We start from the raw sequence: 19,999 nt of genomic DNA, 5'->3' as shown, positions 1-19,999 counted from the left end.
GCCCGATTGTGGGCCGATCAACCCAGGTAGCGCTTCTCCCACCAACTGAACACCACATCCCGCAACATCGCGCCCTGGTTGCTGCCGTAGTACTGGTGCAGCCCGAAGGAGCGGAGCGTCTCCACTTCGGCATCGCTCAAGCGCACCTCGATGTCGCGCTCGACGATTGGCGTGTTGGTGAATTGCGGCACATAGCTTTCGTCGCGCTGCAACGGCCGGTCGGCCTTGATGGTCGGCTGCCGAAACTGTGCCGGTGTGCGTTGCGTGTCGTACTCGGCGACGGCGGGCGCGGCGGCCAGGTCGGCCTCCGAGGCCTCGTGGATCTCGACCTTCAGCGGCTTCAGCGAGAAGTTGCTGGTGCGCATGATGTCGGCGCCGCAGACGTTCGGCACGGCCAGCACGTCCATCAGCGCGAGGAACTCGACGTAGTCGCCGGCCTTGGAAGTCTGGCGTTCGATGCGGCCGCGGTCGCCCACGATCTCGGTGACCATGAAGAGGTTGAAGGAGTCATGCACGTCGTCCGGCGTGAGGCCGTATTCGCGCTGCGCCTCGGACTGGATGTCGTGGCAGTTGGTGTGCTTGCGAAAGCCGTAGGCCGACTCGTAGAGGTTGGCGCTGCAGCGCGGGAACATCACGTCGTTGGCGCGTACCGTGTCGGCCAGCACGTACATCATGGCGCGCTCGCGCGGCGGCGCCGACCACAGGAAGTCGCCGGGGCCGGGGTTGAGCCCATGCACGGTGCGCGTGCGGCCGACATGCATGAACTCCTTGTAGTCGTGCAGGTTGAAGCAGTTGAAGTCGGCGCACTGGCCACCCTCGACCTGTTCGATGCGGATGACCTGGCCCTTGCGCACTTCGAAGGCCTTGCCGGTGCCGGGCTGGAGCACATGCGAGGTCACCAGCGTGCGCTTCGTCGAGAACATGGAGACGTCGGGCTTGCCGGCGGGCGCGGCCTTGGCCGAGGGCACGCCGTCCTTCCATTCGCGGATCGCGCGCTGTGCCAGTGACTGGATGTCTGCCGCATCGCCAAGCGCGATGCAGCGGTCGATCAGTTCGTATTGCTGCTGGTTAAGGCTCAGCCTGAGCATCTGCGAGGTCATTTCAACTCCTGTTTGGTGTACCGGATGGATGTGATCAGGTATGCAAGATCTCGGCCAATTGGTTCGAGCAACGGCATGCACAAGTCGGTGCAGGTGAGTGGTTGGCGCGTGGGTTGAATGCGCCATCTCGGTGCGCGAAGGCCGTTTCGGCACGCATTGGGGCTGGCCCGCTTTTCGCATACATGGCTGCAACTTCAGGAATACCTGCGCTGTACACCATGACCGAACCGAGCAAGGCCGACGCCGCCTACCTGGCGATCAAGCATGCGGTGATCGAACAGGCTCTCACGCCCGGCACGAAGCTGCCGGAAGACCTGTTGGGCACGCATCTGAATGTGAGCCGCACCTTGATCCGCGAGGCGCTCGCACGCCTCGCGGCCGAGGGCCTGGTCGAGGCCGGTCGCAAGCGCACGGCGACCGTGGCGCAGCCCTCGCGGGCCGAGGCGCAGAGCGTGTTCGAGGCGCGCGCCTGCCTGGAGCGCGAGGTGGTGCGCCTCGTCATCAAGCACTGGACGCCGGCGATGGGCGCGGTGCTCGAAGGTCACGTACGCAGCGAGGAAGAGGCGGCGCGCGACCTGCCGCCCAACGTCTGTGCGCGGCTGGCTGGCGAGTTCCACATCAAGCTGGCGCAACTGAGCGGCAATCCGGTCATCGAGCGTTATCTCTCCGAACTGGTCTCGCGCTGCTCGCTGATCCTGGCCATCTACGGCAACCCGCATTCGTCGCAGTGCGGCATCGACGAACACCGCGCGCTGATCGAATCCTTCCGCCGCGGCGACGAGAGAACTGCTGTGCGCCTCATGGTCGCGCACCTCGATGGGGTGCAGGAGCGTGCGCTGATGCCCGAGAAGAAGCTGGTCGACGAAGACCTCGGCAGCATCCTTGGCCGCTACAGCGCCACCACCACGACAACAGCAATGCGTCGCCGCAAGGCCTGACGCATCGCGCCACGCACACAACGATTTCCCCCTGCTCTCCCAACTCGACCACCAAAGGACTCTGCAAATGTCGAACACCACCAACTGGAACCGCCGCCGCTTCCTGGGCACCACCCTGAGCTCCGCCGTCGGCAGCACGCTCGCCGGCACGGCGATCGCGCCCGCCATCCTGGGTGCAACGGCCGCGCAAGCCCAATCCAAAGGTGTGACGGTCGGCCTCATCTACGTCGGCCCGCGCGACGACTACGGCTGGAACCAGGCCCATGCCGTCGCGGCCAAGGCGCTGAAGTCGGTGCCCGGCGTGAAGGTCGTCGAGGAAGAGAACGTGCCCGAGACCGTGGCCGTGCGGAAGACCATGGAGGGCATGATCCAGAGCGACGGCGCGTCGCTGATCTTCCCGACCTCCTTCGGCTACTTCGACCCCTTCATGGTCGACATGTCGAAGAAGTATCCCAAGGTCGAGTTCCGCCATCCCACCTCGCTGTGGTCGGCCGACAAGCACCCGATGAACCTCGGCGGCTACTTCTGCTATCTCGACCAGGCCCACTACGTGAACGGCATCGCGGCCGGCCTGTCGACCAAGTCCAACAAGATCGGCTTCATCGCCGCCAAGCCGATCGCCATCGTGCTGCGCAACATCAACACCTTCACCATGGGCGTGCGCAAGGTCAACCCGAATGCGGTGGTGCAACTGGTGTTCACCGGCGACTGGTCGATGCCGGTGCGCGAGGCCGAAGCCTGCAATGCGCTGATCTCCGCCGGCAACGACGTTATCGCCTGCCATGTGGACAGCCCCAAGGTCATCATCGAGACGGCCGAGAAGGCGGGCGTGAAGACGCTGGGCCACAACGCATCGCAGGCGCAGCTCGCGCCCAAGGGTTTCATCACCGGCGCGGAGAACAAGTGGGAGACGGTCTACAAGACCTTCGCCGTTGCCATCTCCGAGGGCAAGAAGCTGCCCAACCAGTTCTTTGGCGGCTACGACAAGGACATGGTGCTGAGCACGCCCTTCGGCGCCGGCGCCAGCGACAAGGCGCGCAATGCGGCGACGCAGGCGATCGCGGACCTGAAGGCCGGCAAGCCGATCTACACCGGGCCGGTGAAGAGCAACACCGGCAAGGTCGTGCTCGACAAGGGCTATGGCAACTACGACCCGGTGCTGGAGAAGATGGACTACCTGGTTGAAGGCGTGGCGGGCACGCTGGGCTGATCGCGAACGAATGATCCGGCTTCGTTGGGCCGGGTGAATGCGGTATCGGGCTTGGCTGGACGCGTCCTCTGCGTCCGGCCAAGCCCGCATTCCTTTCGGGCTAGGGTCAAACCCTGTTGTAAGTATCTAGTTAGTTATTAGAATTTCCCCAAGGCCCCAGCAAGGCGGCCCAAAGGATGCTTTCAACATGCTCAAGAAACTGTTGGCGATTGCCGCCCTCTCCATGTCGTCCGTCCTTTGCGGCGCACAGACTCCCGCCGTCACGCAAGTGGTCGTCCCGGCGCCGCCCGGCGGGCCTTCCGATCTCATTGCGCGCATCGTGATCGGCAAGTTCCAGGCGCAAGGCGAGACCTTCGTCATCGACAACCGGGCCGGGGCGAACGGCATGATCGCCGCGCGCGGCGTGGCCTCCGATCCCAAGGCCTGGATGGTCGCGGATGGCACGCTGCTCACGGTCAATCCCTTGCTGTATCCGAAGGACAAGGCCTTCGACATCGAACGCGACGTCGAGCCCGTGGCCGGATTGCTGCTGCAGCCGACGGTGCTGGTGGTGCGCGCCGATGCACCCTGGAAGACCATGAAGGATCTGGTCGATGCGGCCAAGGCCGGCAATGTGAGCTTCGCCTCCGGCGGCATCGGCTCCAGCGGCCACCTGACGATGGGGCTGTTTGCCGAGGCGGAGGGCTTCAAGCCGATGCACGTGCCGTACAAGGGGATCGCGCCCGCGCTCACCGACCTGATCGGCGGTCGAGTCGACGCCGCCTTCGTGCTCGTCTCCGGCGTCGCCAGCCTGGTCAAGTCGGGCAAGCTGCGCGCATTGGCCGTCGCGAGCGACACGCGGCTGCCGCTCGCGCCCGGCGTCCCGACCATCGCCGAGGCGGGCCTCAAAGGCTTCCGTGGCGAAGGCGCCTACTTCCTGATGATGTCGGCCAAGGCGCCGGCCGCTGACAAGGACAAGGCGAGCGAACGCATGAAGCAGGCACTGGGCGACACCGCGGTGCAGGACAGGCTGAAGGAACTGGGCCTGAACCCGCGCTGGATGTCCGCGGCCGACGCGAAGAAATGGATCGCCACCGAACACGAGCGCAATGCGAAGTTCATCGCCAGCAACAACATCCGACTTGATTGAGCACACAAGAGCCAACACATGAGTACCCCCCACCAGCGCCCCAACATCCTGCTCGTGCTGGCCGATGACCTCGGCTTCTCGGACATCGGTTGCTATGGCTCGGAGATCGAGACACCGCACCTGGACCAGCTTGCCGCCAGTGGCCTGCGCTTCACGCAGATGTACAACACCTCGCGCTGCTGTCCGACGCGGGCCTCGCTCCTCACCGGCCTGAGCCCGCATCGCGCGGGCGTCGGCCACATGGTCGAGGACTTTGGTGTAGGCCCCGCCTATCAGGGCTATCTGCGCGAGGACACGCAGACCATCGGCGAGTTGCTGAGGCAGGCCGGCTACCACACCGGCCTGTCCGGCAAATGGCATGTGAACTGGGCCGTCGGCGGGCCGAGCACGCCCTTGGCGGAGAAGGAGGCCAAGGTCGGCAAGCCCGGCTATCCGCATCCCCTGCAGCGGGGCTTCGATCGCTTCTACGGCACCATGGCCGGCGCGGGCAGCTTCTTCAATCCCTTCAACCTGATGGAGCAGGACCGCTTCGTCGAACCCGAGGGCGACAACTACTACTACACCGACGCCATCAGTGCCAAGGCGATCGGCATGATGGAAGAGGCCGTGGCGGATGGGAAGCCCTTCTTCACGCACGTCTGCTACACCGCGCCCCACTGGCCGCTGCATGCGCATCCCGCCGACATCGAGCGCTACAAGGATCGCTACCTGTGCGGCTGGGATGCGATCCGCGCGCAACGGCACCAGAAGATGCAGGACCTCGGCATCGTCCCGCGCGAATGGACCCTCACCGAGCGCGATGAATACGCGCCGCCGTGGGAATCGCTGGACGAAGCGACCCGCCAATGGGAAGCGCAGCGCATGGCCGTCTATGCCGCACAGATCACCTGCATGGACCGCGGCATTGGCAGCATGCTCGACGCGCTGGACCGGCTCGGCGTGCGCGACAACACCATCGTCATGTTCCTCAGCGACAACGGCGGCTGCGCGGAGTACCTGAAGGAAGACGGCTTTTTCGTCCGCTACAGCGTGCCGACTCGCGATGGCCGCCCGACACGCGTGGGCAACAGCATGGACATCACGCCCGGACCGGAAACCACCTTCATGAGCTACGGCCTTCCCTGGGCCAACGCATCGAACACGCCATTCCGCCTCTACAAGCACTACGTCCATGAAGGCGGCATCGCGACGCCGCTGGTCGTCTCGTGGCCGGCGGTCGTCAAGTCCGCGCGCATCGACGACAGTGTGGTGCACGTGCAGGACCTGATGCCGACCTTCGCGGACCTGGCGGGCGCGACGGCGTCGCTGTCGCGCGGCGACCAGGGCATTCAATCCGTCGAGGGGGAGAGCTTCGGCGCGGCCCTCAAGGGCGAACACTTCGAGCGCGACAAGCCGCTGTGCCTGGAGCACGAAGGCAACTGCGCCGTCCGCATCGGCCGATGGAAGGCCGTGCGCAAGTACCCGGGGGATTGGGAGCTGTACGACATGGTCAAGGATCGCACCGAGGTCCACGACGTGTCGCAGCAGCATGCCGACAAGCTGAAGGAATTGGTGGCCTCGTACCAGGAATGGGCAGCGGTCACCGGCGTGAAGGAATGGCCGATCGACTCGCCGCTCGCGAAGAAGAACTCCTTCGGGGAAGTGGGTGGGCGGCCCGAGACGTCTGCCTCTGCCAGGAAATAGTTGCTCGATGCGCCCCATGCCGGCGCATCGCGGGGGCGCCTGTGCATCGCCCTTCAACGACGCAGAAAGCCTGCGGTCGGCCGCCAGTGAGTGGGGGTGACCGCAGGCTTTGTTGTTCATCAGAGGCCGTCCCGGTCGCACCTGCGCTCGGCGCCGCATGAATTAATTAACCGCTCAGTTATTTGCTAGGTGCAAACACCAAGTGATCCTGACAGTTTCCGGCCTACTATCTATCTAGATAGATACTTAATAGTGACCACAGGAAACGCCCGCGGCAATCGTCCGACGGCAGGAACGTTGGATGCGCCGGACGCCACAGCCAGACCGCTCAACAAGGAGACCTCCATGACAACGCCACCCAACATCGTCGTGATCATGACCGACACGCAGGACATCCGGCTCGTGTCCGCCTACGGCGCCCGCGGCGCCGACACGCCCTGCCTGGACCGCCTCGCCGCAACGGGCGTGCGCTTCGAGCGCTGCTACACGACCAGCCCGGTCTGCACGCCAGCGCGTGCGGGCCTGTTCACTGGTCTGCCGCCCACGCTGGCGGGCCCCTACACCAACTGCCTGCCGCTGGGTGAAGGCGTGCAGCATCTTGGCCATCGATTTCGCGACCTCGGTTACGCCACAGGTTATGCAGGCAAGTGGCACCTCGACGGTCACGACTACTTCGGCACCGGCGTCTGCCCGGAAGGCTGGGACCCCGAGCTCTGGTTCGACGGACGCGACTACCTGGACAGCATCGGCCCCGAGGCCACCAAGTTGTGGCGGCAAGGCCTCTGGGGCGTGGAAGCGCTGCGCAAGCACAACGTGACCTCCGAGTTCTGCTGGGCCCACTGCGTCGTGGACCGCTGCATCGAATGGCTCCCGACTCATCAGGACAAGCCCTTCCTGATGGTCGCCTCATTCGACGAACCCCATGCGCCCTTCACCTGCCCACCGGAGTACGTGGAGAAATACATCGACCGTGACTTCGACTACGGACCCGGATTCAACGACACGCTGGACAACAAGCCCTTGCATCACAAGCTCTGGTCGGGCGGACCGCTGTCGACACCGATGGGGGCGGCACACCGGGCCCAGTACCTGGGCTGCAACGAGTATGTCGACTCGCAAGTCGGACGCCTGGTCGAAGAGATCGAAAGCAGATACCCCAACACCTGGATCATCTACACCAGCGACCACGGTGACTTCATGGGTGCGCGGGGACTGCAAGGCAAGGGCCCGGCGATGTATGACGAGATCACGCGTGTTCCGCTGATCGTGCGTGGCCCTGGCTGCGCGGCCGGCAAGGTCGACCCCACGGTGGTTCAGCACATGGACGTGATGCCGACCCTGCTGCGACTGGTCGGCGCCGAGGTGCCGGAAAGCCTGGTCGGCAACGACTTGTCGGCTCACTTCCGGGGAACCGCCGGCGCGGAACCCGGCGAGGCCATGCTCGAGTTCAACCGCTTCGAGGTCAACCACGATGGCTTCGGCGGCTTCCAGCCCATTCGCTGCCTGGTGCAAGGCCACTGGAAACTGGTCATCAACCTTCTCACCAGCGACGAGCTCTACAACCTGCGGGACGATCCGGGCGAGTTGAAGAACCTGATCGACAGCGCAGAGCACGTCGAGACCCGCGACCGCCTGCACGACCGCCTGCTCGACAGGATGAACGAGGTTCGGGATGCATGGCGCGGCTGGGCCTGGGAGCGCCGTCCCTGGCGCTCGAGCAAGCTGCGCCTCAGCCCTTGGGGCGGCAAGTGCCGTCCGCATCCGGCCGACACGCACAAGGCGGAATACCGGGACTACGACACCGGTTCGCGAACCCGCGGCGTCCACGCCGAATACACGTCGACCGACGCGGCGGATTGATCGCGCGGCGCATCCAAACTACAACCAGAGACAAGCACCATGAAACCCGTCCTCCTCATCGCCGCCGCACTGGCGGGCCTCTCCTCCGCAGCGCAGGCCGAGTGGCCCGACCACGCCGTGCAGATGATCGTGCCCTTTCCCGCGGGCGGCACCATCGACGTGGTCGCCCGCAGGTTCGCGCAGGCCTTCAGTGAACAGATCAAGCAACCGGTGCCGGTGATGAACCGTGACGGCGCCTCCGGCACCATCGGCACCACCGCCGTCGTGAACAGTCAGGCCGACGGCAACACGGTCGGCTTCATCCCCAACGGACCGCTGACCGTGCAGCCGACGCTGAACCCCAAGCTCAACTATGCCATCGGCAGCCTGAAGCCGGTCTGCCAGGTGTTCAGCTTCCCCTTCGTGCTGGCGGTGCGCGCGGACAGTCCGTACAAGAGCCTGCAGGACTTCCTGAAGGCAGCGCGTGCCGCCGCGCCTTCGAAGGAACTGACCTCCGGCTATGGCGGCTTCGGCACGGCAGCCCATTTCGCCCTGCTGGAGACTTCGCAGGCCAGCAAGGTCAAGGTGCTTGGCGTGGCCTTTCGCGGCGACCCGCCGGTGGCATTGGCGCTCAAGGGCGGTGACATCGAGTCGGCGGTGCTGACCGTCGAAGTCGTGCGGCAGCAGGGCTTCAAGCCGCTGGCCGTGTTCGCGGACCAGCGCCTGTCGACCCTGCCGCAGGTGCCCACCGCGCGCGAGCAAGGCATCGATGTCGTCGCCAGCACGACGAACGGCCTGTTCGCGCCCGCGCGCACCCCGGCGGCCGTGGTGAGCAAGATGGAGACGGCTTGCGCTGCCGCGACCAGCAGCCGCGACTTCCGCGACGGCATGAAGCAGATGAACCAGACGGTGAACTACCTGGATTCGGAGAAGTTCGAATCCATCCTGCGCGCCGACGCGGAGATCAAGCGGCGCCTGATCCAGGCCAGCGGCATCCAGCAGGAGTGAAATCGCCGATGGAAAGGCCGTGATCGCTGAATAATCGCGCCGATGCGATTCATCCTGTCCCGCCACCTGGCGCACTTCAACGCCGTCTATGACGCGGGAAGCCTGCGCGCGGCCGCCAGCGAGGTCGGGCTGTCGCAGGCCGCCCTGTCCAAGTCCCTGCAGCAGTTCGAGCACCTCGCCGGCCTGCAACTGTTCGATCGAACCACCAAGGGCCTGATGCCGACGGCATGGGCCCATGTGTTGCGGCAACGCGCGCGGGTGCTGGCCCGGGAACTGGACATCACGCAGTGGGAGCTCGATGCGGTCACGCACCGCCTGAAGGGCCACCTGAAGGTCTGCGTGGGGCCGGTCTGGAACGAAGCCTTCCTGCCCGAAATCCTGCCCGCCTTCCTGCGCCTGCAGCCGGGCATCCGCGTCAACGTGTCGGTGGGCTCCTGCGCCGATGCGTTGAACCAGATCCGGGAGGGCAGCCTCGACATCTACCTCGGCGTCCTGCCGACGACGATGGACGACGAGCTTCTGCAGGCACTGCCGATGCTCGACATGTCGCTCGGCTTCTTCGCCAGGGAATCGCATCCGGTGCTGCGCAAGCGCGCGCTGACGCTGCAGGACATGCGCGAATACCCGTGGATCGGCTTCTCACTGAACGACCGTCTGGTGCAGCTCATCGATCACGACATGGGGTTGAACGGTGAGCATGCGCCGGGCCTTGAGCTGAGCGTGCCGACCGCCAGCGCGCTGGGCGAGGTGGTGGTCCATGGCGACCACCTGGCCGTGGTCAGCGACGCCATGGCGCCAGTGCTGGCGGCCAAGGGGGTTGTGAGGGTGCCGCTGCAGGACGTGTTCTCGCGCTACAGCACCGGCATGGTGTGCCGTGGCAGCCTGTTGGAATTCGCGCCGGCACGCGAGTTTCGCGATGTCTGCCAGCGTGTCGTATCGCCGCGAGCGCCTGCCTGAGGCACCCGCGCCAAGCCTTCACTTCTGCTCCGCGTACCGGCTGCGCGCCCGCGCAATCAGTTCATCCCATGGCCGCGCGCCGACTTCGCCGGCCCAGTGCGCATGCATCTTCGCCATCTGCTCGCGCTTCGACTGCGCCTTGCCCGACAGGTCGTTGAGCTCGGTGCGGTCGTCCACCATGTTGTAGAGCTCCCAGTCCTGGCCGTAGTGGCGCACCAGTTTCCAGTCGCCCATGCGCACCGCGTCGTTGCCCTCGTGCTCCCAGAAGATGGGCGCGCTGCGCTGGTGCGTTGACTGCGTGAACAGCGGCGCGAAGCTCTCGCCATCGACCTTCTGGATCGCCTGGCCCGCGTATTCCGTGGGGTAGGCCACGCCGGCCGCCTCCAGCAAGGTGGGCAGCACGTCGACCACATGGAAGGGCTGGTGCACGAAGCCGCGCGCCTTGATGCCCGCCGGCCAGTGCGCCACCAGCGGTGTGGAGATGCCGCCTTCGTGGACGTAGTGCTTGTGCTGTCGGAAGGGCGCGTTCGACACGTTGGACCACGGCAGGTCGTAGCTCATGAAAGTGGTCGCCCCGCCCGGCCGCAGGTCGACCCGGTTGCCGGACTCGATCGCGCGGCCATCCGGCAGCGTCGAAGGGAAGGCCTTGCACCAGCCGTCTTCGCACAGGGGTTCGGCGCAGCCGCCGTTGTCGGACAGGAACAGCACCAGTGTGTCGTCCTTGACGTTGAGCCGCTCCAGCGTGCGCATGATCTTGCCCACGCCCTGGTCCATGCGATCGACCATCGCCGCATAGACGGCCATGCGTTGCGCTTCCCAGTCGTGATGCGGTGCGTCGTTCCAGGCCGGCGCCTCGCGGTCGCGCGGACTCAGCGACCAGGGGTTCTGCAGCGCGCCGGTGGCGATCATCGATTCGTGCCGCGAGCCGCGCAACGCATCCCATCCGCCGCGGTAGGCGTTCTCGTAGCGAGCCACGTCTTCGGCCGGCGCCTGCAACGGCCAATGCGGCGCGTTGTAGGCCAGGTAGAGGAAGAAGGGCTTGTCCTCGCCGACCGAGGCTTCGATCATGTCCGAGGCCTTGTCGCTGATGGCGTCGGTCAGGTAGAAGTCGTCCATCTCCACCATCACGCGCTCGTCGTCCTCCATCAGGTGGTGTGGCGCGAAGAAGCTCGTGGCACCGTCGAGCATGCCGTAGAAGCGATCGAAGCCGCGCTGGCGCGGCGTCGGGTGCTCGACGTCGCCAAAGGTCCACGTATCGGTCTGGCGCGGATCGAAGTCACCGCCCACATGCCACTTGCCCGACATCAGCGTGCGGTAGCCGGCAGACTTCAGCGCTTCCGCGATGGTGACGCTGTCGTTGCGCAGCTTGCCCTGGTAGCCCGGCAGGCCGAAGTCCACCGCCATCCAGCCGATGCCGGCCTTGTGCGGGTACAGGCCAGTGAGCAGGGAGGCGCGGGTCGGGCAGCAACGCGCGCAGTTGTACATCGAGGTGAGCGTGATGCCGTTGGAGGCCAGCTTGTCGATGTTCGGCGTGCGGATCTCCGAGCCCATGAAGCCCATGTCGGAAAAACCCATGTCGTCGACAAGGATCAGGATGATGTTCGGTTGTTTCATGGAAGGCTTTGAACGAATTCAGGAATGACTTCAGCGCGGCGGCCTCCCAGGTTGATGCGGCTTGCGGCATCGACTTGATCCCCCGCGCAGGGCGGGCCGGACGCTGCCCGGCCCTGGCGATCACGAATCCATCGTGATGTTGTTCTGCTTGATCAGGAGCGTCTGGGCATCGATCTCCTGCTGCAGTTCCTGCACGAACTGCGCGGAGGTCTTGCTGGGCGCCACTTCACTGGAGGACAGGTCCAGCAGCTTGCGCATCTCGGGCTTCTCGATGGCCGCCACGAGGGCCACGCGCAATTCTTCGAGCACAGGCGCGGGCGTACCGGGAGGCGCGGCGAAGCCACCCCACCAGGTCCAGACGAATCCGGGCACCGCCTTCTCGGTCATCGTCGGGATATCCGGCTGCGCCGTCGTGCGCTTGCTGCCGGTGACGGCCAGGCAACGGATGCGCTTGTCCGCGACGAGCGGGAAAGCCGATGCGGTGATGGCCATCGCACAGTCGAGCTGCCCGGCCATGACGGCCTGCAAGGACTCGCTCGCCGCCTTGAACGGCACGTGCACCGCGCTCAGCCCCGGCACCTTGCCCTTGAGGACTTCGAGGCCCAGGTGTGCCGGAGTACCGATGCCACCGGACCCGAAGGTGATCGTTCCCGGCTTGTCGACCATCGCCTTGAGCAGTTGCTCGATCGTCTTGTAAGGAGAGTTGGCGGGCACGCAGATGCACATCGGCCCGTAGTTGATGCGCGTGATCGGCGACATGTTCTTCAACAGGTCGAACTTCTTCTGCAGCGTCTGCAAGGTGACGTGCTGCGAGCCGATGAAGGCAATCGTGGAGCCGTCCTTCGGCGAGCGCGCCAGGTCGGTCAGCCCGATCAGGCCCAGGCCGCCCGGCTTGTTGTCGACGAGTACCGTGCGGCCGTGGTCGGCACGAAGCGACTCGCTCACGGAGCGGCAGATCAGGTCGCTGGCATCGCCCGCCGGGTAGGGGCAGATGATGCGCATGTTCGTGGGCAGCGAAAGTGCCGCACGGGCACTGGCCGCATGGAATACAGGAAGGCCTGCGGCGGCCAGCTGGAGGAATTGACGACGGGCGATGGGCATGTTTGTCTCCTTGTGGATGTTGATTCGTCGTCACCGCTGACTTGAACTTGCCCCAGGTGACTTTGATCAGGTGCCGCCATTGAATCCGCCGTCGCGCGCAGCGGCAATCGAGAAATAGTGAGAGGGCTATTCCCTTTGCTTGAGCGGTGGCGTTGCGCGCCGGGGCGCCCGGCCAAGTCTGCTTCCTGCAGCCTTGGCTCAGTTGAACTTGATCGTGTAGATCAGGTCGCCCCCGTTGTGCTCTCCTGCCTGCCCGCGAAGCGTCAACCGCTGCGTCAGGTCGTAGAAGATGTAAAGCGTGCCCACCGTCCCCGACAGGCTGCGCTCATAGGTCACGTAGAAGTCCTTCGACAGCCGCTTGCCCAGCGTGATCGCCGACTCGTTCAGGTCGCCGCCGCTGCTCGGTCCCTTGAAGCCGATCTCGTCGAGGCCGAAGCGGCTCGCGAAGTTGCCACCGCCGGAGTTGCCGCCCAGTTTGCCGAGCAACGCCAATGCCGCCTGCTGCATCACCACCGCCTCGCCGCCATTCGACGCGGAGGCGCGTCCCAGCATGACCCATGACAGCGTCTCGGCATCGGTCAACGCGGGCTCGGAGTACAGCTTCACGCGCGGCGACTGTGCCGTGCCCGTGATCTGCACGCCGGCGCGCTGAGAGATGTTCGGCCGGATCGCCAGGATGTCCAGCCCGGGGTTGTCGAAGGGTCCGCTGAAGCGCGCCACGCCGCTTTCCACATCGAGCTGCTGGCCATAGGCGCGGTACCGGCCCTGCACCGTGCGCACCTCGCCGGTGATGCGCGGCGGCGTGCCCATGCCGGCGCTCTTGATGTCGAGCTTGCCTTCCAGGCGCGTGGTGATGCCGCGGCCCTGCACCGCGAAGTCCTTGCCCAAGTCGAAGCCGATCTCGATGTCGGGCGGCTTTTTGGTTTGCGCGGCGACCGGTAGCGTGTCGTCGCCGGCGGATTGCGTTTCCGAGGAAGTACCCGATGAGGCGGCCGAAGCCTTCGCCATCTCCCGATCCCGCGCGGCCGAACGCACGAACACGTCGCTGCCGAGGCTCGGCGCCGTCTCGTCGGGCAGGATGATCACGGCGCGGTCGGTCTTCAGGTCGCCGCGCACGGTGATCTGGCCCGCATCGAGGCGGGCCTGCACATCGCCCGACAAGCTCACCTGCCGGTCGCTGCGCACCAGCAGGCGCAGCTCGCGCAACTGGCCTTCCATGTTCATGCGGATGCCGCTGCCTGTGCCAGCGGTCGTGGCACCGCCCCAACTGGCCGTGCCCTTGACCGACAGCGTGCCGCCGCTCTTGGCGGCCTCGCTTTTCGCGGTGCTGAGGTTTCCGCTCTGGCCGGTGATGCGCGTGCTGCTGGCCGCGCCGCCGCGCAGGGTGAACTCGGTCAGTTCCAGCCGATCGCCATTCAGCACGGCGCGCAACTGCCCGTCGCGCAGGTCCAGGCCCTCGACCTGTGCGCGCAGGGCGAGTTGGTCGGCGGCGAGCGTGCCGTTCCAGCGCGGCGCGGCGCGGTTGCCGGACAGCGTGGCATCGGCATCCAGCGTGCCCGCGATGCGCCAGCCCGGCGGCGCCAGCATCGACCACACGCCGAGCTGCGGCATGCGCGCCTTGACCTTGCCGGCCAGTGGCGCGTCCTCGGCCCAGAGCCAGCCGCCATCGCGCTGCTGCACACGCGTGCTGGCCTCGGCGCTGATCTGGCCGCCGCGCTCGCTTTCCCAGGCCAGGTCGGCCTTGATCACCTCGCCTTGCGCATCGAGGTTCATCTCGGCCTTGCGCAGGCCGGCCGGCGTGCCCGCGCCGGCGGATGCGGCGTCGGTGGTGATCTCGCTGGGCGTGCCGGTGCCGGTGCTGTGGATGCGGCGCACCAGCGCGGCCTCGCCGGCCTGCACGCGGATGTCGCCGCTCTCGCGTGCGATGCGGACATGGGCACGCAGCGTGTCGCCCGCGTCGATGTCCCAGTCGCCGTCGAACACCAGGTCGCCGCTGACGCCCATATCGGCCAGCGTGCCGGGCCCGAATGCCTGCGCCCAGGCCATCGGAAACCCCTTGAGCGTGCCCTTGGATTGCAGGCGGTAGACGCGCTTGGGCGGCTCGCCCATCTGGCTCCAGCGCACCGGCTGCCAGTCGATGCGCACCGTGCCCGGCACCGGGCCGCGCACGGTCACGCCGGCGGCCGAGGCCTCCACGTCCAGCTTGCCGCCCTTGCCGGTGCGCAGCGTGGCATTGACGGCACGGGCGAGTTCCAGCGTCCAGGGGCCCGGCCGGGTGCTGTCCTGCACCTGCAGCTTGAGGCTGTCGAGCGCGGCCTGCCACTGGTCCGCGCGCTGCAGTCCGCCGCTGGCCTGGGTGTCGAGCGTGAGCCGGCGCGTGCCGAGGGCGCCTTCGCCGCGCAGCGTCAATTTCGCCTGCGCGATGCTGCCGTCGACCTCGGCGCGCAGGTTGCGCAAGCGCAGGGTCTGCGCGGCCTCGATGGCCTGCGCGGCCGGCACTTGGCGCGCGCTTGCAGTTGTGGTTGCGGCTGTGCGCTTGCCAGTGGCAGTGCCTGTGCCTGTGCCTGTGCCTGTGCCTGTGCCTGTGCCTGTGCCTGTGCCTGTGCCTGTCGCGGCGGCGTTGGTGGTGGTAGCGGTCGCCCCTGCCGCCGGCAGCTTGATGTCCAGTCGCGGCGCCGAGAGGGTGGCCTGCAGCGTGGGTTCCGCGCCGCGTGCCGCCGGCTGCCGCACGTCCTGCAGCCGACGCTGGATCGCCTGCCAGCCGCCTTGCCAGCGGGCGTCGAGTTGCGCACCGCCGACCAGCACGTGGCCAGCGAACGCGTTGGCAAGCCCCGGCAATTGCTCGACCCACCGCTGCAGCGCGGTCGCGTCTTCCACCGTGGCCTTGAGCTGGGCCGCGCCCTGCGCCGGCGCCACGCGGCCCTCGACCTGCGCGCGGCCACCCGGCATGACCAGGTTGAGGTTGCCGCTGGCCGCCTGCTCGGCGATGCGCACCTGCAGCTTGCCGTCAAGCTGCGCGCGCAAGGCCTCCAGATGCAGCGAGCGCAGGTCCAGCACCTGGTCCTGCCATTGGCCTTGCGCAGCGGCATGGTCGAGGCGCAGGCCTTCGAGGCCGGCCGCTCCGGCGCCACCCTTGGCATTCAGGGCCAGGTCGAACAGCAGGGCCTCGCCCTTTTGCTCGACGGTGGCGCGGCCATCCACCGGCGCGCCGGCCAACTGGCTGTGCAGCAGGCCCGGCTGCACGTCTTGCACCGTGGCCTTGACGGTCCAGGGCGCGGGCGCGGGGCTCCAGCGGCCTTCCGCGCGGATGCGGCCACCGCCGGCATGGACCGCGGCCTCCTGGATGTCCCAGTTCGTGCCGTCGAAGCGCGCACTGGCCTCGACCCGCTCCACCGGCAGCTTGCCCTCGTCCCACGGGCCGGGCCGGGCATTGCGAATGTCGACCTTGCTCTGCCAGCCGGTGGGCCCGGCGGACGCATCGGGGCCGGCCTCCACCTGGCCGCTGAGCAACGTCGCCGGCGCCTGCGGCCACAGTTGTGCAAGGTCGACGTTCTCCAGGTCGGCCTGGGCATCGAGCACGGGCTGCGGCTGCCAGGGCGCGAGATGGGCCGTGACCTGGGCATTCATCGGCATGTCCGCATCCGCCTCGGCCGGCTTCAAGCGGGCCTCGACCGCCAGGCGCGCATCGCGTCCGGCCAGCGTGCCTTTCACGCTCGCACTCGCGAGGACGTCGATGTTGCGTTCCTTGTCCAGCGGCGCGCGCACCTTGCCTTCGAGCTCCGCCTCGATCGCCATCGGCGCCGGACCCTGTAGCCGGAGCTTGCCGCTGTAGTGCCCGTCCGCAATGTCGACCCCGTCGAGCTGCAGTTCGTGATGCTCGGCCTTGTACTGGTAGTGGCCGGCGAGCTGGCCGATGTCCAGCGCTGGCGGCCCACCCCAGTGCAGCGCGTCGATGCGGAAGGGCAGGTCGATCTCTACCGGCAGGGCCAGTTGTTCGAGCGGCTCCACCGGCTTGTCGTCCGGCGGGCCGAGGCGCTCGACGGTGACGCGTTCCGCATGCACCTCTCCGAGCTTGACCTGGCGCTTCAGCAAGGGCTGCAGGCTCCAGCCGATCGTTGCTTCGTGCACCTCGACGGCAAGCGACTCGCTTTGCCATCGCAGGAAGCCGATGTGCCCGCCCGTGCGCAGCGACCCGCTCACCTCGCGCGATTCCAGCGTCTGCCCCGGCGGCAGGTAGCGCGCGGCCCTCGACAGCGTGAAGGCGAGCGACTGGTCGGAGCCGATCCACCACCAGGCGCCGATGGCCAGCGCCAGCAGCAGCGCCACCGTGCCGCCCGTGAGCCAGGCAAGCCCGCGCAATGCGCGCCGCGTGCGCGAGCGCTTCGCGGGCGGGGCCGGCGGCGGCGGGGGAGGCGTCTCGTCTTCCATCACGCGATCAGAAGTTGAACCCCAGCCGCAGGTGGATCCGGAGCTTGTGGACGTCGACGCCATAGGCCAGGTCGATCTGCACCGGCCCCACCGGGCTCTTCCAGCGCGCACCCGCGCCCACGCCCACCTTGGGCCGCAGCGACCGGGCCTTGTCCGCCACCGAGCCGGCATCGACGAAGACCACGCTCTCCCAGTCGGTGAGCTGCCCCTTGTAGACGAAGGGGCGCTGCCATTCGATGCTGCCCACGCCCAGGTAGCGGCCCTGCACGGTCTGGCCGATGGCATTGGTCACGCCGATCTGCTGGTAGCTGTAGCCGCGCACGGTGTTGTCGCCGCCGGTCAGGAATTCCAGCGTGGTGGGGATCAGGGCCCGCTCGCTCGCCGTGACGGCGCCGGCCTCGGCGCGCAGCGCGATGCGGCTGCGCCGGGCCGCGCTGTCTGCGGTGAACTCCAGCGGGAAGATGCCGAGCCAGCGTCCGTAGCTGCGCAGGAAGGGCAGGCGTTCGCCGGTCAACGTGTAGCCTGCGCCCAGTTCGACCGCCACGCCGTAGCCGCTGGTCGGTTGCGCGTTGTTGTTGAAGTAGCGGCCGGTCCAGCCCCAATTGAGCGTCAGCGCCGAGGCCGACGGCGGCGCGCCGACACCCTTGTTCTGCGCGTTGTCGTACTGCAGGAAATAGCTGCGGTCGATGTGGTCGGTGCTGGTGCTCATGCCGCCGCGCAGGCGGGCGCTGTCGACCTCATAGTCGCCGGAGGTGTCGCGCTTGAGCTGCGCGCCGGTGAACCAGCGCCAGGCGCGTTCGCCGGGCACGTCGGTCCACTGCGTGTTGACGAGTTGCGTCTTCTGGTCGAATTGCAGCCTGGACACCGCGCGCCAGCCCAGCAGCGGCATCTGGTTGTGGGTGTGGTCGAGGCTCACGCGCGCGCCGTTGTCGGTTGTGAAGCCCACGCCCAGCACCACCTTTTGCAGCGGCGCGTCGCGCACCTGTGCGATCACCGGCACGGCTTGCGGATCGGTGCCTTCGGTGTCCAGCGTCAGGAAGACCGAATCGTAGTAGCCGCTGCTGGCCAGGCGCTGCTGCGCATCGAGCAACTGTTGCTGGTCATAGTCCTCGCCCGTGGGCAGCCGCGCGATGCGCAAGGCGTTGACGGGGCTGTAGCGATCGCTGCCGCGCACCAGCATTTGCCCGAAGCGAAAGGCCGGCCCGGATTCATAGGCCACGCGCAATTGGGCGCGGGCGGTGTCGGCGTCGATGTCGGCCCGGCTGCTCTTCACGCTGGCGGTGGGGTAGCGCTTGGCCGTCAGCGTGCGCAGGCCGCCGGTCTTGGCGTTGTCCCAGCCCTCCTGGCTGAAAGGCACGCTGGGCCGCAGCGACCATCCCGCGCGCACCGCATTGCGCTGCGCCTCGCCGGCCGCGTCTTCGGCCACCGCGCCGCTGAAGTTCACCTCCACCAGCGACACCAGCGTCGGCTCGCCCGGCACCACGGTCACCTTCACCTCGCGCGGCGCCGGCGCATCGGGCGTTTCCTTGAGCTCGAGGGTGATGGTGGGCGTGAAGTAACCCAAGGTGCCCAGCAATTCGCGGGCATTCGCCTCGGCCGCGACCATCAGGCGCGACAGTTCGGCGGCGCCGAGGTCATCGATCTGGCGGTAGCGCTGGAGTTCGAGATGGCGGATCAGGTAGTCGCGCACCCGGTCGGGCGCCTCGACCTCGAGGCTGAACGCATCGTGCGATTCCTTCTTTTCCTTGCCGGCATCCTCCTTGTCCGCACCCGCGACCGGCCGGGGCGTCGAGGCCGACTCCTCTTCCTTTTGCTTCGACAGCAGGCTACACCCTTGCAAAAAAAGAAGGGTGATCGAAAAAAGCAACGCCGGCCAGAAAGCCGGCGTTTTGAAGGGGGCCACCCTGTGCATCCGCCCGATTCTGACAGCATGCTTCGCCCGCGCGAGGCATGCGGGGGGCGATTGTTGGGGCTATCCCTTGGCGAACTTGCGCGCCACCGACCAGAGCAGGGGCGGCGTGACCATCTGCGCGACGCGCTTGAGCTTGTCGACCTTGCCCATCTTGATGAAGATCGATGAGACCTGGTCCTCGCGCGTCTTGCCGGCGTTGGGGCTGGTGTAGAAGTACGCGGCGATCGAGCGGCGCGGGCGTCCGTCGGGCGGATTCATCGGGTCCGGGTGGCCGTGGTAGCTGGCTGGGCCGTGCGGCATCAGCAGGGTGTGGCCGAACTCCGGCAGCACCTTGGTCACGCACTTGTCCTTGGTGGCGTTCCACAGTTCCAGGGACGCGCCCCATTCCGGCTGCCAGCCCTTGTTGAGGTAGGTGATGAACACCATCTCGTTCTTCAGGCCGAGGTGGCGGTGCAGGTTGAAGTCGCGATGCACCGCGAAGGTCGCGCCCGGCTTGCTTTCATGCAGGCCACCGCCGAACAGCTTGGGGTCCGACAGCAGGTAGGGCACGCCGGTCACCGCCGACAGCCACTCGGTGAACCAGCCCGAATTGACCACGTCGAAGTACAGCTGCGACGCCGGGCCCAGGTGCGCCCCCAGGGCCGTGCGGCGCGTCGATTCGTAATTGCTCTTGACGTCGATCCACTGGCTCTGGTCGAACTCCTCGGTCACCAGTTCCAGCAACCGCGGGTTGAAGAGGTTCTCGACGACCAGGTGGGGAAAGGGCTGGCCGGCCTGCAATCGCGCGCGCAGGGCCTCGATGCGGGCGGGCTCGAAGTACGCGCGGTCGACCAGTTCGGGAATGGGCAGTTGCACACCGCGGATGCTGATCGTGTCGGGCTCCCATGCCGGCATGCGGGCGTGGGGGACCAGACCAACGGCGGCAGATTCAAGCGATGAGATGTACACGGCAGTAGCGGGGGGACCCGTCATGAATTCCAGACACGCCCGGAGGCGCGGCCCTTTCTCAGCTCAATTCTTGCGAAAGTGTGAACCAGAAAGTATTAATGTAACGGGAAGTGTACGTGCCAGCCAGCGGGT

At 66.9% G+C, this 19,999-nt stretch carries 13 protein-coding genes; 7 read left to right on the top strand and 6 right to left on the bottom strand.

Going from position 1 to position 19,999, the window contains the following annotated elements; translation table 11 throughout:
* Positions 1-17 precede the first annotated feature (17 nt).
* Positions 18-1,100 carry a DUF1989 domain-containing protein gene (locus WKW79_RS14525; protein ID WP_340335872.1) on the bottom strand — a complete coding sequence of 361 codons (1,083 nt, stop codon included), beginning with the start codon at positions 1,098-1,100 and terminating at the stop codon, positions 18-20.
* Positions 1,101-1,318: 218 nt separating this feature from the next.
* Here WKW79_RS14525 and WKW79_RS14520 point away from each other — a divergent pair, with 218 nt between their 5' ends.
* The 7 genes from WKW79_RS14520 to WKW79_RS14490 all read left to right on the top strand — a co-directional run bounded on the left by WKW79_RS14520 (position 1,319) and on the right by WKW79_RS14490 (position 9,864).
* Positions 1,319-2,038 carry a GntR family transcriptional regulator gene (locus tag WKW79_RS14520; RefSeq protein ID WP_340335871.1) on the top strand — a complete coding sequence of 240 codons (720 nt, stop codon included), beginning with the start codon at positions 1,319-1,321 and terminating at the stop codon, positions 2,036-2,038.
* A gap of 67 nt (positions 2,039-2,105) precedes the next feature.
* On the top strand, positions 2,106-3,248 hold the full coding sequence (locus WKW79_RS14515) for a BMP family ABC transporter substrate-binding protein (protein ID WP_340335870.1): 1,143 nt from the start codon (positions 2,106-2,108) through the stop codon (positions 3,246-3,248).
* A 187-nt stretch (positions 3,249-3,435) separates the two neighbouring features.
* Positions 3,436-4,377 (top strand): Bug family tripartite tricarboxylate transporter substrate binding protein, encoded by a 942-nt coding sequence (locus WKW79_RS14510; protein ID WP_340335869.1) that lies wholly within the window; start codon positions 3,436-3,438, stop codon positions 4,375-4,377.
* An 18-nt stretch (positions 4,378-4,395) separates the two neighbouring features.
* Entirely contained in the window at positions 4,396-6,060 is a 1,665-nt protein-coding gene (locus tag WKW79_RS14505) for an arylsulfatase (protein ID WP_340335868.1), read from the top strand.
* A 345-nt stretch (positions 6,061-6,405) separates the two neighbouring features.
* Complete coding sequence (locus WKW79_RS14500) at positions 6,406-7,920, top strand: sulfatase-like hydrolase/transferase (protein ID WP_340335867.1); 1,515 nt, start codon at positions 6,406-6,408, stop codon at positions 7,918-7,920.
* 39 nt (positions 7,921-7,959) lie between these two features.
* On the top strand, positions 7,960-8,907 hold the full coding sequence (locus tag WKW79_RS14495; RefSeq protein WP_340335866.1) for a tripartite tricarboxylate transporter substrate binding protein: 948 nt from the start codon (positions 7,960-7,962) through the stop codon (positions 8,905-8,907).
* 42 nt (positions 8,908-8,949) lie between these two features.
* Positions 8,950-9,864: a LysR family transcriptional regulator gene (locus WKW79_RS14490; RefSeq protein ID WP_340335865.1), complete on the top strand. Its 915-nt coding sequence runs from the start codon at positions 8,950-8,952 to the stop codon at positions 9,862-9,864.
* 18 nt (positions 9,865-9,882) lie between these two features.
* Here the strand turns inward: WKW79_RS14490 and WKW79_RS14485 are convergent, their stop codons facing one another.
* From WKW79_RS14485 to WKW79_RS14465, 5 genes are all read right to left on the bottom strand, one after another.
* Positions 9,883-11,478, bottom strand: a complete 1,596-nt coding sequence (locus tag WKW79_RS14485) for an arylsulfatase (protein ID WP_340335864.1) — start codon at positions 11,476-11,478, stop codon at positions 9,883-9,885.
* A gap of 120 nt (positions 11,479-11,598) precedes the next feature.
* Complete coding sequence (locus WKW79_RS14480) at positions 11,599-12,579, bottom strand: Bug family tripartite tricarboxylate transporter substrate binding protein (protein WP_340335863.1); 981 nt, start codon at positions 12,577-12,579, stop codon at positions 11,599-11,601.
* A gap of 198 nt (positions 12,580-12,777) precedes the next feature.
* Entirely contained in the window at positions 12,778-17,007 is a 4,230-nt protein-coding gene (locus tag WKW79_RS14475) for a translocation/assembly module TamB domain-containing protein (protein WP_340335862.1), read from the bottom strand.
* A 7-nt stretch (positions 17,008-17,014) separates the two neighbouring features.
* On the bottom strand, positions 17,015-18,919 hold the full coding sequence (locus WKW79_RS14470) for an autotransporter assembly complex protein TamA (protein ID WP_340335861.1): 1,905 nt from the start codon (positions 18,917-18,919) through the stop codon (positions 17,015-17,017).
* A 60-nt stretch (positions 18,920-18,979) separates the two neighbouring features.
* Positions 18,980-19,891 (bottom strand): 2OG-Fe(II) oxygenase, encoded by a 912-nt coding sequence (locus tag WKW79_RS14465; RefSeq protein WP_340335860.1) that lies wholly within the window; start codon positions 19,889-19,891, stop codon positions 18,980-18,982.
* Positions 19,892-19,999 lie beyond the last annotated feature (108 nt).

This window comes from Variovorax robiniae (assembly GCF_037889955.1).
Classification (GTDB): domain Bacteria; phylum Pseudomonadota; class Gammaproteobacteria; order Burkholderiales; family Burkholderiaceae_C; genus Variovorax; species Variovorax robiniae.
This window is presented reverse-complemented; position numbering and strand designations above follow the sequence as displayed.

What these genes read in the sequence shown, in the direction of transcription:
- WKW79_RS14525 (WP_340335872.1), bottom strand. Translation starts at nt 1,100, where the DNA reads ATGACCTCGCAGATGCTCAGGCTGAGCCTTAACCAGCAGCAATACGAA.
- WKW79_RS14520 (WP_340335871.1), top strand. Translation starts at nt 1,319, where the DNA reads ATGACCGAACCGAGCAAGGCCGACGCCGCCTACCTGGCGATCAAGCAT.
- WKW79_RS14515 (WP_340335870.1), top strand. Translation starts at nt 2,106, where the DNA reads ATGTCGAACACCACCAACTGGAACCGCCGCCGCTTCCTGGGCACCACC.
- WKW79_RS14510 (WP_340335869.1), top strand. Translation starts at nt 3,436, where the DNA reads ATGCTCAAGAAACTGTTGGCGATTGCCGCCCTCTCCATGTCGTCCGTC.
- WKW79_RS14505 (WP_340335868.1), top strand. Translation starts at nt 4,396, where the DNA reads ATGAGTACCCCCCACCAGCGCCCCAACATCCTGCTCGTGCTGGCCGAT.
- WKW79_RS14500 (WP_340335867.1), top strand. Translation starts at nt 6,406, where the DNA reads ATGACAACGCCACCCAACATCGTCGTGATCATGACCGACACGCAGGAC.
- WKW79_RS14495 (WP_340335866.1), top strand. Translation starts at nt 7,960, where the DNA reads ATGAAACCCGTCCTCCTCATCGCCGCCGCACTGGCGGGCCTCTCCTCC.
- WKW79_RS14490 (WP_340335865.1), top strand. Translation starts at nt 8,950, where the DNA reads ATGCGATTCATCCTGTCCCGCCACCTGGCGCACTTCAACGCCGTCTAT.
- WKW79_RS14485 (WP_340335864.1), bottom strand. Translation starts at nt 11,478, where the DNA reads ATGAAACAACCGAACATCATCCTGATCCTTGTCGACGACATGGGTTTT.
- WKW79_RS14480 (WP_340335863.1), bottom strand. Translation starts at nt 12,579, where the DNA reads ATGCCCATCGCCCGTCGTCAATTCCTCCAGCTGGCCGCCGCAGGCCTT.
- WKW79_RS14475 (WP_340335862.1), bottom strand. Translation starts at nt 17,007, where the DNA reads ATGGAAGACGAGACGCCTCCCCCGCCGCCGCCGGCCCCGCCCGCGAAG.
- WKW79_RS14470 (WP_340335861.1), bottom strand. Translation starts at nt 18,919, where the DNA reads ATGCACAGGGTGGCCCCCTTCAAAACGCCGGCTTTCTGGCCGGCGTTG.
- WKW79_RS14465 (WP_340335860.1), bottom strand. Translation starts at nt 19,891, where the DNA reads ATGACGGGTCCCCCCGCTACTGCCGTGTACATCTCATCGCTTGAATCT.